Below are 13,693 nucleotides of genomic sequence, written 5' to 3'. Positions count from 1 at the left end.
TGGTGAAGTGGTTAAAACGTATTGTTATAGCACTATTCAGTCTAGCCCTTTTGGGCGTAGGCGCCATTGTGGCAGCATACTTTTATGTTTTGCCGGATTTACCGGATGTTTCAACACTAAAAAATGTGCAACTTCAAACACCTTTACGTATTTACAGTAGTGACGGCAAACTTATTTCTCAATTCGGTGAGAAACGTCGCATTCCACTAACGTTAGACGAAGTGCCAAAACCTCTGCTACAGGCGTTTATCGCAACCGAAGATGCCCGCTTTTATGAACATGGTGGTATAGACCCTGTTGGCGTGCTTCGCGCCGCATTAGTGATGTTGACCACTGGTGAGAAAAAGCAAGGTGCGAGTACGATTACCATGCAGGTCGCACGTAACTTCTTCTTAACCCGAGATAAGACTATTATTCGTAAAGTGAAGGAGATTTTTATCTCCTATCATATTGAAGAGTTACTCACCAAAGATGAAATTTTAGAGCTCTACGTAAACCGCATTTACTTAGGCCAACGGGCCTACGGTGTTGGGGCTGCTGCGCAAGTGTATTTCGGTAAAAACGTGCAGGAACTCAGCTTATCTGAACTGGCCGTTATTGCAGGCCTACCCAAGGCGCCCTCTACACTCAATCCAATCACATCACCTTCGCGTGCATTGGCTCGCCGTAATGTCGTCCTCATGCGGATGAATGAAGTCGGCTACATCAGCCAAACCGAATACCAAGCGGCACTACAAGAGCCATTGGTGGCCAGATATCATGGCGCTGAAATTGATCTCTATGCCCCTTATATTTCTGAAATGGCTCGGGATTACATGGTACAGAAGTACGGTGAAGAAGAGGCCTATACCAATGGCTACAACGTCTATACGACTATCTCATCGGATCTACAACTTAAAGCTCAACAGGCACTGCGTAATAACGTCTATGCCTATGATGAACGCCATGGCTACCGTGGTCCTGCTGCCGTGTTGTGGACGGACGAAAAACCTGAACCTGCTCAAATCAAAACTGAACTAGCCAAGATTGCTTCAGTACAAGAATTGCAACCCGCCGCAGTCATCAGCATTGCAGATCAGCAAGCAAGTATAATGACCGCCAAAGGCGAAACTAAAGTCATTACTTGGGATGGATTGAAGTGGGCACGTAAGTTTATTACTGATAAGCGTCAAGGCAGTGTACCGAAATCAGCTTCTGACATACTCAAGGTAGGCGAACGTATTTGGATCCGTGATAACGGCCAATATTTGCAACTATCGCAAGTACCAGAAGTCGCCAGCGCAACAGTATCACTCGACCCCAAAAATGGTGCTATTCGCACTTTAGTTGGTGGTTATAGCTTTAGCCAAAGCCAATACAACCGAGTGACTCAAGCGAAGCGTCAATTAGGTTCGAATATTAAACCTTTCATCTATGCCGCAGCATTAGAGAAAGGCTTTACCTTAGCGACCCTCATAGATAATGCGCCAATTAATAAACCCGATATCAGCCAAGGCACTGCATGGCGCCCTAAAAACTCACCCGATATCTATGGCGGCCCCACTCGTTTACGTGTGGGTTTAGCGCAATCTATTAACGTTATGTCTGTGCGTGCAATGCGACATGTCGGACTCGACGAAACCATTGCTCAACTCGTTGAATTTGGTTTTGATCCTAACGACTTACCTCGCAACGAATCGATTGCATTAGGTTCGTCTTCCGTCACGCCATTGCAAGTAGTTACTGCATTTAACGTATTTGCTAACGGCGGTTTCTTACTCGAACCTTTCTATATTGATCGCGTAGAAGATGCTTACGGCAATGTTATCGAAAAAGCGAACCCTACATTGGCCTGTAAGCCTAGCCAACCAGTTACACCGAGCGACTCTATAGCGTTCAGCGTAAGTGGAGACTCTGGTGCTGAGCCTAGTGCACCTGTTGCGCAGTGTTTCAATCAAACCGGTCGCTACGCTCCGCAAATTATTTCAGAGCAAACGGCATTCCTCATTACCGAAGCACTGAAGAGCGTGATCTGGGGTGGCGGCGATTGGAGTAAAGGCACGGGTTGGCAAGGTACGGCTTGGCGCGCAGCAAAATTGATTAAGCGCCATGATATTGCAGGTAAAACGGGTACTACCAACGAATCGCGCGACACTTGGTTCAGTGGTTTTAGCCCAGTCATCACCAGTACGTTCTGGGTCGGTTTCGACGATCACGGTCGCCAACTGGGCAGAACCGCATGGAATGCAAACGGCGAAAAAGATCAGATAACTGGCGCCGAAGCGGGTGCGAAAACAGCTGGTCCGGGCTGGAACGAGTTTATGAACAGTGTCTTACAAGGCACACCTGAGACAACCTCGATTCCGCCAGAAGGCATAGTTTCGGTACGCATCGATTTAGCGACGGGTAAACTTACCCGTAAAACCGACTATACCAGTGCGTTCGAGTACTTTATTTCAGGTACAGAGCCGAAGGAATACATCAGCGAAACTCAGGATGAAAACAATTTATTCATCGATGCACCAACCGATGATTTATTCCAATAAACAAATGCTAAAAAGTCATTACCACTAATTGTGGCCCAATAAAAAACGCGACCTAACGTCGCGTTTTTTATTAGCTTGTATTGTGGATTTGAATAACTCGCTTAACGTGCTTTCTTAGCAGCAATCGCCTGCTGAATTTGTGGCAATGCAGTACCACCGAGCACGTCACGTTTCGCTAAACAAGCTTCAATAGTCAGATTTGGATAGACATCATCTTCAATGATAGCGGCAAAAGTTTTTAATTCGGCCAAAGAGAATTCCTCCAGCGGAATTTGCTTCGCTATCGCAGCAACCACGACTTCACCCACAACATGGTGCGCCTCACGGAACGGCATGCCTTTAGACACGAGATAATCCGCAAGCTCAGTAGAATTTGCATAACCTTGCTGTGCCGCTAACAGCGCATTAGGGCGATTGACCTTCAAACCTGACAACACTAACGCCGCCATATCGAGGCAAATGGCCCAGCTATCGACCACGTCAAACAGGCCTTCTTTATCTTCCTGCATATCTTTGTTGTACGCCAAAGGCAGTGCTTTCATCGTAGTGAGAATGCCCACTAAGCTGCCATAAACCCGGCCAGTTTTGCCACGGATAAGCTCTAATGCGTCTGGATTTTTCTTCTGTGGCATCAGGGATGAACCCGAAGTTACTTCATCACTCAGGGAAATAAAGTTCGCTTCACCTGAGTTAAAGAAAATCAAATCTTCAGCCATACGGCTTAAGTGCATCATGCTGATCGATGCGGTTGAACAAAGCTCTACCACGTGATCTCTGTCTGATACGCTATCTAAGCTATTCAGCGTTGGCGAGGCAAAATTCAGCGCCGCGGCCAGAGAATGTCGATCCATCTTATAAGCTGTGCCTGCTAATGCTCCAGAACCTAAAGGACAGGTATTAGCGCGGGTTAACGCATCGCTTAAACGGCTGATATCCCGCTCAGTCATTTCCACATACGCTAAACACCAGTGGCCAAATGTCACAGGTTGCGCGCGCTGCAAGTGAGTATAACCCGGCATTACCGCATCAAATTCACGCTCAGCCAACGCCAGTAATTCAGCATGTAAGCTGTGAAGGCGCGCGAGTAATGCTTTGCCTTCGGATTGACACCAAAGCTTTAAATCGGTGGCAACTTGATCGTTACGGCTACGGCCAGTGTGCAATTTCTTACCGAGATCGCCCACTTTGGCAATCAAAGCCGACTCGACGAAACTGTGAATATCTTCGGCGCCCGAGGCGAGAATAATCGCCGGATCGCCCTGCACTTCCACCAGCAAGTCATTAAGCGCTTTTTTCAAGTCGCGGCATTCAGTTGCCGAGATAATTCCCACGCTGGCAATCGCATCCGCCCAAGCAATGGAGCCGACCACATCCTGTTCGAACAAGCGATAATCCACAGGCAACGAATCGTTGAATAATTTGAATAGCGCGCTCGTTTCGCCCTGAAATCTCCCACCCCATAAAGCCATGCTAACTCCCCTTACTCGCTGCTTATTTGAAATCGACTCATCTGAATCAAAAACTAAATCAAAACCTAAAAACAAAAAAGGGCGCGAGGCGCCCTTTTAAACGACCTATTACTTACCCTTTACATCATTAGCGTTGAGTGCGCGGATGCGGCTCGCTAATGAGTACAGGCGGATAAAGCCTTCTGCATGTTTTTGATCGTACACTTGATCTTCACCAAAGGTGGCAAACGCTTCAGAGTACAAGCTGTTAGGTGAACGTTTCTTCACTGCGCTCGCTTGACCTTTGTAGAGTTTAACCACTACTTCACCGTTAACTGACTCAGCCAATGACTCAGATGCTGCCAACAGTGACTTACACAGTGGCGTGAACCAACGGCCGTCATACACTAAATGCGCCATTTGTGCGGCAACTTGCTCACGCCAGTTACGGCTGGTTTTGTCAAGTACGAGCTCTTCAATCGCACGTAGTGCTGCAAACATCACAGTGCCGCCGGGTGTTTCGTAACAGCCACGGGACTTCATGCCGACTAAACGGTTTTCGGTAATGTCGATACGACCCACACCGTGTGGCGCAGCAATGGCGTTTAATGTCATCAGTGCAGCATAAGGCGTTAGGGCTTCACCATTCACTTTAGTGATACGGCCATGTTCTACTTCTAGCGACACATATTCAGGCTTGTTCGGTGCATCTTCAGGATCGGCAGTCAGTGTCCATACGCCTTTGCTTGGCTCGTTCCATGGATCTTCTAACTCACCACCTTCATGGGAAATATGGAAAGCGTTGGCATCACGGCTATAGATTTTAGTCGCTGACGCTGACGTCTTGATGTCACGTTCAGCTAAATAGGCCAGTAGATCTTCACGGCTCTGCATAGTCCATTCACGCCATGGGGCAATCACTTTTAAATCAGGTGCTAATGCCGCGAAACAACCTTCGAAACGCACTTGGTCGTTACCTTTACCGGTACAACCGTGACACAGAGCATCGGCGCCCACTTTACGGGCCACTTCAACCTGCGCTTTAGCAATAATAGGACGCGCCATTGACGTACCGAGTAAATAAGTGCCTTCGTAAATCGCACCGCTCGCAATCGTTGGGTAGATATAGTCTTTAACGAATTCTTCCTTTAGATCGACGATATGACATTCAGAAGCACCTGAAGCTAAGGCTTTTTCAGTCAAGCCAACCAGCTCTTCTTCGCCTTGGCCAACGTCGGCGCAGAATGCGATGATTTCACAGTTATCGTAGTTTTCTTTTAACCAAGGAATAATGGCCGAGGTATCTAGACCACCTGAATAGGCTAAAACCACTTTTTTCACGCCAGTATTTTTTATCTCGATAGACATCTTAAATTCCTATGACTCGTTTCTCTCAGGGAGAAAACAGGCTGCTAAACAGGGTTAATTTAACTAAATAAGGTTACCAGTACCGCATTTTGGGCATGCATCCGATTTTCGGCTTGTTGCAGAATTAAGGATCCTGCACCGTCCATCACTTCATCTGTTACTTCTACACCACGGTGGGCGGGCAAACAATGCATAAAGAAGTTAGCGCCCGCTTTCGCCATCAAAGCTTTGTTTACTTGGTATGGTGCAAACTTCGCTTTGATATCCGACAAAGGCGTTGGATCGCCCATTGAAATCCAAGTATCAGTATAAATAGCGTCGTGACCTTCAATCGCATCGATATCTGAGGTCAGCACTATCTTGCCGCCATATCGTTTGGCGAGCTCTTGCACTTCTGCCACTACGTAGCCATCAGGAAAGTGACCCGCTGGGCAGATCACTGTCATGGTGGCACCGAGAATAGCCGCACAGTACATCAGCGAGTTAGTGACATTATTACCATCACCAACATAAGCTAATTTAGCTTTACTGACATCCTCAAACTGCTCTGCCAGAGTTAAAAAGTCAGCTAAGGCTTGGCAAGGATGATAAAGATCCGACAGCGCATTGATCACGGGCACTGAGCCGAACTCGGCTAATTGTTCGATAGTGGTGTGTGAATAGGTTCTCGCCACAATTGCGTCGGCCCAACAGGACAGGTTAGAAGCAAAGTCAGCAACCGATTCCCGCTTTCCCAGTTCACCATTTTGCTGGTCTAGGTATAAACAGTGGCCACCGAGCTTATTAATACCGATATCAAAGCTAACGCGTGTTCTGAGTGAGGGCTTTTCAAATAACATCACCACACTCTTGCCATCCAGCGCATGACGATACTCAGCCGGATTGGCTTTGATCGTTTTTGCCAAGGCAATTAGATCCAGTAACTGCTGCTGGGTTAAGTCTTTTATCGATAGTAAATGCTTCATAACCTACTCCACTTATGGTTGGATTTGTGTTCCTACTGCTTCACCTTTTGCTAATGCGATTAATTGGCTTGCATCACGCCACGAGGCAACTTGTACCGCCTGCCCCATCCACTGTGCTACTTCGAGCGCAGCTTCAACTTTGACCTTCATTCCTTTTTCGATCACACCTTGCTTAACAAGGTCTGCTATCTGCTTGCCATTTAAACTGTGGATGAGCTGGCCTTTACCATCAAGCACCCCAGAAACATCCGACAGTAGCACTAACTTGCCGCCCACTAATTTGGCTAATGCCGTTGCCGCTTGGTCTGCATTGACGTTAAGCATTTGGCCATCGTCCATCATGGCGATGGAGCTACAAATCGGCATCCAACCTTGCTCGAGGATAAACTTAAGATAAGTGCCATCGTTTGGTGTGACTTCGCCCACTAAGCCTAAACGCTCATCTTTAATCTTAGCCGAAACAGTATTGCCATCGGCAAGGCTCATGCCCACACTCACAATGCCAGCCTTAGTCGCTGCGCCTTGAAGAATTTTGTTCGAAGTGCCCGCCAATGCGCCGGCAATAATCGGCATTTGCTCAGGCGGAGTCACACGCAAACCTTCTAACTTGACGGTTTCCATACCGTTTGCTGCTAACTGCTCATCCACCAGACAGCCGCCGCCATGTACCATCAACACTTTCTGACCATTGGCTAACATAGCCGCAGCCGTATCCATCAATCGCGCCATCCCCATTTCACATTGCAGCAGCGCGCCGCCCACTTTAAGCACTAATACTGAGTTGTTTGTAGACATCTTGACGACTCTCTTAAATAAGGATGAACAATTAAAGGTTAAAATGAATCTTTATGCATTGCAGCGCTTGGCTGGCAGCACCTTTCATCAAGTTATCGATGGCACTGGCTACCACTAAGTAACCGCTATTCTCATCAAACTTCCAACCTAAGTGGCAGTTAGGTGTCAGTACCACATCGTCCACTTTAGGGAACTGATTATGCTTCACGGTGACCAATGGCGCCTGGTCATATACGCTATAGGCCGCTGCCACATCGGCAGTCGTAGTGCCTGGTTTTAGCTGCACGGTAATGGTCGCTAAAATGCCACGCTTAAAGTTGCCAAGGTGCGGGGTAAATATCACTTCTTGACCAAGCTGAGTGGCGATCTCGGGTTGATGTCTGTGGCCTAATACGCCGTAAGGTGTCAGGCTCACTTCACAAAAACTGGTGTGTAACTGCGCTTTACGGCCCGCACCTGTTACGCCGCTCACGGCATTGATCACCGGATAAGCCGATGTCAGTAAACTCGCTAGCGGTTTTAACGCTGTCAATGATGCGGTCGGGTAACAACCTGGCACGGCAATCATCTTAGTCGCAGCGATTTCTTTAGCATTCCATTCGGCAAGGCCATACACGGCTTTGGCTAAAACTTCAGGATATTCATGCTCAAAGCCATACCACTTCGGATATTGCGCCACATCACTGAAACGATAGGCACCGCTTAAATCGAATACCGCTAACCCTTGGCTATAAAACCAAGCCGCTAAATGCAGGCTCACCGAGTGCTCAGTCGCGAGCACCACAGCATCGGCTTCGGCAACGATTTTTGCCTTAGCTTCATCGGACAATGGCGACAGCGTTAATGCAATATGGCTATAGCTAGGATACAAATCCGCTAAAGGTTTACCTTTATCTAAACTGTTTTCAGAAACATACAAACCCTGAATCGTCAGATCTGCTTCTGCATGGATTAAAGCGGTCAGTTGCGCGCCTGTGTAACCACTGGCACCAATAATGGCGATATTTTTCATGTTTTTTGTCTTATTAACCGAATCAAAGAAACTTAAAGAGTAGATGAATAGCTTACACGCAACCGCGCATATCTATGATGACAAGACTATCGTCGCAGGAAATCGTAATAGGTTGTTATTTTATTCACTGTCAGGCTAATACTGTGCATCATGATATTCACTCTACAGGTCACAGGGGGTGACTCATCTCAACTGATGGCTAGACTACCACAAAGATCTACTTATGCAATATATGTGAATATATATTTTTAATTTATTTTCATCTTTTAAGCTCAAATTAGGATATCGAAGACACAGTTCCCATTCAGCTAACTCGTTAATAACACAGTTATCCAGGGTCAACATGAGTCAAAATCAGTCCTTTTCATTAACAGCTAAGATACATGTCTGCAAAGCATAAAATGATGCACTTCATATTCACTTGCACTAATCATCAAAAAATATTGCGTGACTTCGCATTTCTATTGAATATTCTTCATCAAATACCGTGATTGGTTGCATATCGGATAAGCCAGTCGTATAAGTTATAAGTTCTGCTGTTGACCATAGCCCCAAGTGATAGGTATTGTGCTAACGGGCTAAATGCACAGCGGAATTTTCATGTTTTTCTATTCGGAGTAACTATGTCAGTAACCATGGCAGACAATATGACAGATATGTATGCGTCATTAAGATCGAACGTGAGTATGTTAGGCCAAATCCTTGGCGATACTATGCGTACCCATCTTGGGGACTCTTTTCTTGAGAAGGTTGAACAGATCCGTAAGCTTGCCAAAGACTCACGCCGAGGCGATCAAGCCGCCAGAGAGCAAATGCTCGAGTTACTGACAGCTTTGCCAGACGAAGAATTAGTCCCTTTTGCAAAAGCTTTTAACCAATTTCTTAACTTAGCTAACTTATCCGAGCAATTTCATACTATCAGTCGTAATTGTGACGAACTTGTCTGCGTACCAGACCCAGTAGAACAACTCCTAGGCCGCATGCTCAATGGTCGTGTCGACCAAGCTAAAATGCTCGACTGTCTAAAAACACTGGATATCGATCTGGTACTAACAGCGCACCCCACTGAAATTTCCCGTCGCACCCTGATCCAAAAATACGCCGCCATTGTCGACTGCTTAACAGAGCAAGAAAACGACCAACTGTCGGATAGAGAACGTCAACAGATCAATCTGCGCCTGCGCCAATTAATCGCGCAAATATGGCACACCAATGAGATCCGCCGCGAGCGCCCAACTCCAGTAGATGAGGCTCGTTGGGGATTATCCACCATTGAAGAGTCACTCTGGCATGCAGTGCCTGACTTCTTAAGACAACTTAACGACCGAGTGCAGCAACGCACAGGGCAGCAATTACCGATTGATATCGCGCCAGTGCGCTTTTCAAGCTGGATGGGCGGCGATCGCGATGGCAACCCGTTTGTTACCGCAAAAGTCACCCAAGAGGTGCTCGACCGTAACCGCCATGCTGCCGCCAGATTATTCTTAAAAGATATCGTGCTGCTGGTCGGCGAACTGTCGATGGAAGAAGCCAATGATGAGTTAAAGGCTTATACCAATAACAGCTGCGAACCCTACCGCCACGTGTTGCGCTCCATTCGTCAAAGACTGCGCGATACCATAGATTATTTAAATGCGCGCATCGAAGGCCACAATCCTGAAGTCGATAAGTCGAGCCTGATTTGGCAAGAAAGCGATCTCAAAGCGCCGTTAGAAATGCTTTATAAGAGTTTGACCGACTGCGGTATGCGCTTAATCGCCAACGGTTTATTGCTTGATATTCTCCGTCGCCTCGCCTGTTTTGGCATTCACATGCTCAGACTCGACATTCGCCAAGACGCCAGCCGTCACAGCGATGTGCTCGCCGAATTAACTCGCTATCTCGGCATGGGTGATTTCAACCATTGGGATGAAACCGAGAAACAAGCCTTCTTATTACGCGAACTCAGCAACCGTCGTCCACTGATCCCAGGTAACTGGCAACCCTCAGCCGATGTGGCCGAAGTGCTTAATACCTGTCGTTTGATTGCTAAACATCCGGCTAAAGCACTTGGATCCTATGTGATTTCGATGGCGGGTAAGCCATCGGATGTCTTAACGGTTTTACTCTTGCTCAAAGAAACGGGCTGTTCGCACCCAATGCGCGTGGTACCGCTATTTGAAACCTTAAGCGACTTAAACAACGCCGCGGCCTGTATTACCGATTTGCTCGATATCGACTGGTATCGTGGCTATACCAAAGGCATGCAAGAGGTCATGATTGGTTACTCTGACTCTGCCAAAGATGCCGGAGTCATGGCGGCGGCTTGGGCTCAGTATCACGCTCAAGAGCAGTTAGTGGCGGTCTGTAAACAAGCAGGCGTCAAGCTTACGCTATTCCATGGCCGTGGTGGCAGCATTGGTCGCGGGGGTGGTCCTGCACACAAAGCAATCCTATCGCAACCACCAGGTTCGGTAGATGGCCGCATTCGTGTGACTGAGCAGGGCGAAATGATCCGCTTCAAGTTTGGCTTGCCAAAACTCGCGGTTCAAAGCTTAGCCTTGTATACCTCTGCCGTATTGGAAGCAACCCTACTACCACCGCCAGAGCCTAAACAAGAATGGCGCAATTGCATGCAACGTATCGCTGAAGAATCAGTGGGTGCATACCGTGGCATAGTGCGTGATGAACCTGATTTTGTGGCTTATTTCCGCGCGGCAACGCCAGAAGTGGAATTAGGAAAACTGCCACTCGGCAGCCGCCCAGCTAAACGTCGTGTCGATGGCGGGATTGAAAGCCTACGGGCAATTCCGTGGATTTTTGCTTGGTCGCAAAACCGCTTGATGTTACCTGCATGGCTTGGCGCCGGTGAAGCACTTCAAGCCGCCTGTGAACGCGGTGAAATGGGCTTACTGCAAGAGATGGAACGGGAATGGCCTTTCTTCAGCACTCGCATTTCAATGCTGGAAATGGTCTACGCCAAGGCGGAACCTAATTTAGCACGCTACTACGAAACCTGTTTAGTACCGAAAGACTTGCATCACTTAGGCGAAACCTTGCGCCAACGCTTGGATCTGGGTATTAAAGTCGTGCTTGAACTGACAAAATCAGATAGTTTAATGGCGCATACACCGTGGAATCGCGAATCAGTTAAACTGCGAAATCCGTATATCGATCCATTAAACTTCTTACAAACCGAGCTATTAGCGCGGACACGTAAGGAAACAACCGAAACTCCTGCGTCTGAACATGTACAGTTAGCGCTAATGCTGACCATTGCAGGTGTGGCAGCGGGTATGAGAAACACTGGTTAATGAAAAAACTTTCCCGCACGATTTGCTTGGGACTGACTGTACTGCTTGGCGGCTGCGTCTCGCAGTACAGTATCAGCGAGCACGAAATGGAGCAGTACCTCAGTAAAGAGATCCATTTTGAGATTAAACAAGGCAATCAATTAGTTGGCGCAGAAGTGCGCATTAACGACATCAGTGTCAAGCTAGGTGTAAAACCTGACACTATGAGTGTAAGTGCCGCAACTCAAGTATCAATTAAGAATCCGATCTTTCCATTGAGTGCCAAACTCACTACGACTTTCGAAGCTAAGCCTTGGTATGACAGCGCAACGCACAGTGTCTATCTGCGTCAGCTCGAATTAGTCAAAGTGGAATCAACGCCCAAGGATATTGAAAAAGCGATTAGCAGTGCCACACCTCAGGTGATGAGTTATCTAAGGCAATTCTTAGAAAGCCAGCCAGTCTATGTGCTGGATACCAAGGACAGTAACCAAGCATTAATGGCAAAAATGACCGAAAGCATTCAAGTTGCCCCAGGCAAATTAGTGCTTAAGTTCACTAAATAATCTGCCATTTTTGTATCTCTGTAGAAGTTAAAATGCTCCCTCGGGAGCATTTTTGTTGGCGGGCATAAACGGATATATACCCGTATAAGAGTTACTTACTGAATCGCCCAATAGACTGATAATCGACGATCACAGCTTCAGCTAAAAGCTCACGTCTTAGCATATCGTAAGCCACAGCAGCACTTAAACTGCGTACCAGATCCCGTGAACGTCTCGGTAGTTTAATCATCTGACTATAAACACCGCCGCGAGTTGCTAAAGCGATCGCCACAGTTCCCACAGGTTTCTCATCTGTGCCACCATCGGGCCCCGCAATTCCACTGGTTGCCAGCGCATAATCACTGTCTAAAATTTGCCTTGCCCCCTTAGCCATTTCTTCCACAGTTGCAATGGAGACTGCACCATGATCATCTAAGGTTGAAGGATTAACACCTAACACACGCACTTTAGATTCATTACTGTAAGTCACTAATCCGTGCTGTAAGTAAGATGAACTGCCTGGGAAATCAACTAACTGGCTAGTGATCATGCCGCCAGTGCAAGACTCGGCAACGCTTAAGGTCAAGCCTGAGTTAAGTAGCTTATAATGAATTTCTTCGGCAAGAGTGGCTTTATCTTCCGCGACAACCGCAGTACCCAGCACCATTTTGATGTGCCCAGCGACGCGAGGTAATACTGCAATCGCTTTATCGCCACGGGCGAAAATCTTAATCTCAATATGCGGCATAGAAGAGCGGTAACCAATAGTAATGTCTTCTGGCAGCTCTAGCGGTTCTAACTTATCTGCCAAAGCGGACTCACCTTGACCTATGGTCAATAGTTTCTTTAATGCGACCTTAGCATCAAGGTTAAACTCTTCGCGAATAAAGGGCACAAACTGCTCTGTAACCATGTGCTTCAGCTCAAAAGGCACACCAGGCGTAAAGAATAACCAAGCGCGGTTAAGCTTAACTCTAAAACCACAAGCGGTTCCCACTGGGTTATCAACCATCACAGCTGAGGCTGGTAGCATAGCTTGCTTGAGATTACTTAAAGGCATTTCACGGTTATTACGGGTAAACCACTCCTCTAAACGCTCACGCCACTCCGCATTCTCAACCAATGGTTCGCCCTTTGCCTTAGCCATCGCTAAAGCAGACATATCATCACTCGTCGGCCCGAGACCACCATTAACGAGAATCACATCGGCATGTAGGCTACGTTCTTGGAAAACCGCAATCAGATCCTCAAGACGATCGCCTACGGTTACTCGACGCTGGATCTCGACACCATGCTCCATCATAGTACTGGCAAACCAAGCGGCGTTGGTATCAACAATCTGTCCCGCCAACACCTCTTCCCCAGTGCAAATCATCTCTAACTTCATCTCAGATCCTTATCTACCCCAATAAATTAAAACATAAGGTAAGTAACCGCTTAACTAATAGCAATAGCTAGGCTCGATCGAGAACTAAGATAGCTGTAGCAAAATCGGAGCATTGACAAAATAACCGAACAAATAATCGACAACCATTACTTACTATTGATGTCATGAAGAGTGAAAGAGAGTGTTAAGGAGAGAAAAATGGGAGGAAAACTGACTAATTAAATAGACACTAGGCTGGATTTCACAAATTACAGACGCAAAAAATCCAGCTTATTCAGCTGGCTTCGTTGCATCTCAATGAGATAATTAGGCGCTTGGCGATGACCTACTCTCACATGGGGAGACCCCACACTACCATCGGCGCGTTTGCGTTTCA

The 13,693-nt window shown here is 47.1% G+C and carries 9 protein-coding genes; 3 read left to right on the top strand and 6 right to left on the bottom strand.

Going from position 1 to position 13,693, the window contains the following annotated elements:
• Positions 1-2: 2 nt before the first annotated feature.
• Positions 3-2,525, top strand: coding sequence for a PBP1A family penicillin-binding protein (locus KO533_RS11250; RefSeq protein ID WP_198573224.1), 2,523 nt, complete (start codon positions 3-5; stop codon positions 2,523-2,525).
• A 101-nt stretch (positions 2,526-2,626) separates the two neighbouring features.
• Here the strand turns inward: KO533_RS11250 and argH are convergent, their stop codons facing one another.
• The 5 genes from argH to argC form a co-directional block, all read right to left on the bottom strand.
• Positions 2,627-3,994 carry an argininosuccinate lyase gene (gene argH, locus KO533_RS11245; protein WP_219254168.1) on the bottom strand — a complete coding sequence of 456 codons (1,368 nt, stop codon included), beginning with the start codon at positions 3,992-3,994 and terminating at the stop codon, positions 2,627-2,629.
• A 108-nt stretch (positions 3,995-4,102) separates the two neighbouring features.
• Positions 4,103-5,341: an argininosuccinate synthase gene (locus tag KO533_RS11240; RefSeq protein ID WP_168826067.1), complete on the bottom strand. Its 1,239-nt coding sequence runs from the start codon at positions 5,339-5,341 to the stop codon at positions 4,103-4,105.
• Between the two features lie 59 nt (positions 5,342-5,400).
• Positions 5,401-6,306 (bottom strand): ornithine carbamoyltransferase, encoded by a 906-nt coding sequence (locus KO533_RS11235; protein WP_219254166.1) that lies wholly within the window; start codon positions 6,304-6,306, stop codon positions 5,401-5,403.
• A gap of 12 nt (positions 6,307-6,318) precedes the next feature.
• Positions 6,319-7,101 (bottom strand): acetylglutamate kinase, encoded by a 783-nt coding sequence (argB, locus tag KO533_RS11230; RefSeq protein ID WP_219254164.1) that lies wholly within the window; start codon positions 7,099-7,101, stop codon positions 6,319-6,321.
• A 31-nt stretch (positions 7,102-7,132) separates the two neighbouring features.
• The gene (argC, locus tag KO533_RS11225) at positions 7,133-8,113 is read right to left on the bottom strand and encodes an N-acetyl-gamma-glutamyl-phosphate reductase (RefSeq protein ID WP_219254162.1); all 981 of its coding nucleotides are present in this window, start codon (positions 8,111-8,113) and stop codon (positions 7,133-7,135) included.
• Between the two features lie 623 nt (positions 8,114-8,736).
• Here argC and ppc point away from each other — a divergent pair.
• A complete protein-coding gene (gene ppc, locus KO533_RS11220; protein WP_219254160.1) occupies positions 8,737-11,406 on the top strand; it encodes a phosphoenolpyruvate carboxylase in 2,670 nt (889 codons plus the stop codon).
• Entirely contained in the window at positions 11,406-11,951 is a 546-nt protein-coding gene (locus tag KO533_RS11215; RefSeq protein ID WP_168826075.1) for a DUF1439 domain-containing protein, read from the top strand. The genes ppc and KO533_RS11215 overlap by 1 nt, the downstream gene beginning before the upstream one ends.
• A 91-nt stretch (positions 11,952-12,042) precedes the next feature.
• On the opposite strand, the gene KO533_RS11210 is transcribed toward KO533_RS11215, so the two are convergent.
• Positions 12,043-13,317 carry a CinA family nicotinamide mononucleotide deamidase-related protein gene (locus KO533_RS11210; protein ID WP_168826077.1) on the bottom strand — a complete coding sequence of 425 codons (1,275 nt, stop codon included), beginning with the start codon at positions 13,315-13,317 and terminating at the stop codon, positions 12,043-12,045.
• Between the last annotated feature and the right edge of the window lie 376 nt (positions 13,318-13,693).

Source organism: Shewanella sp. NKUCC05_KAH (assembly GCF_019345585.1).
Classification (GTDB): domain Bacteria; phylum Pseudomonadota; class Gammaproteobacteria; order Enterobacterales; family Shewanellaceae; genus Shewanella; species Shewanella oncorhynchi.
Note: the sequence above shows the minus strand (reverse complement) of the source record. Positions and strands in the feature narration are given on the sequence as shown.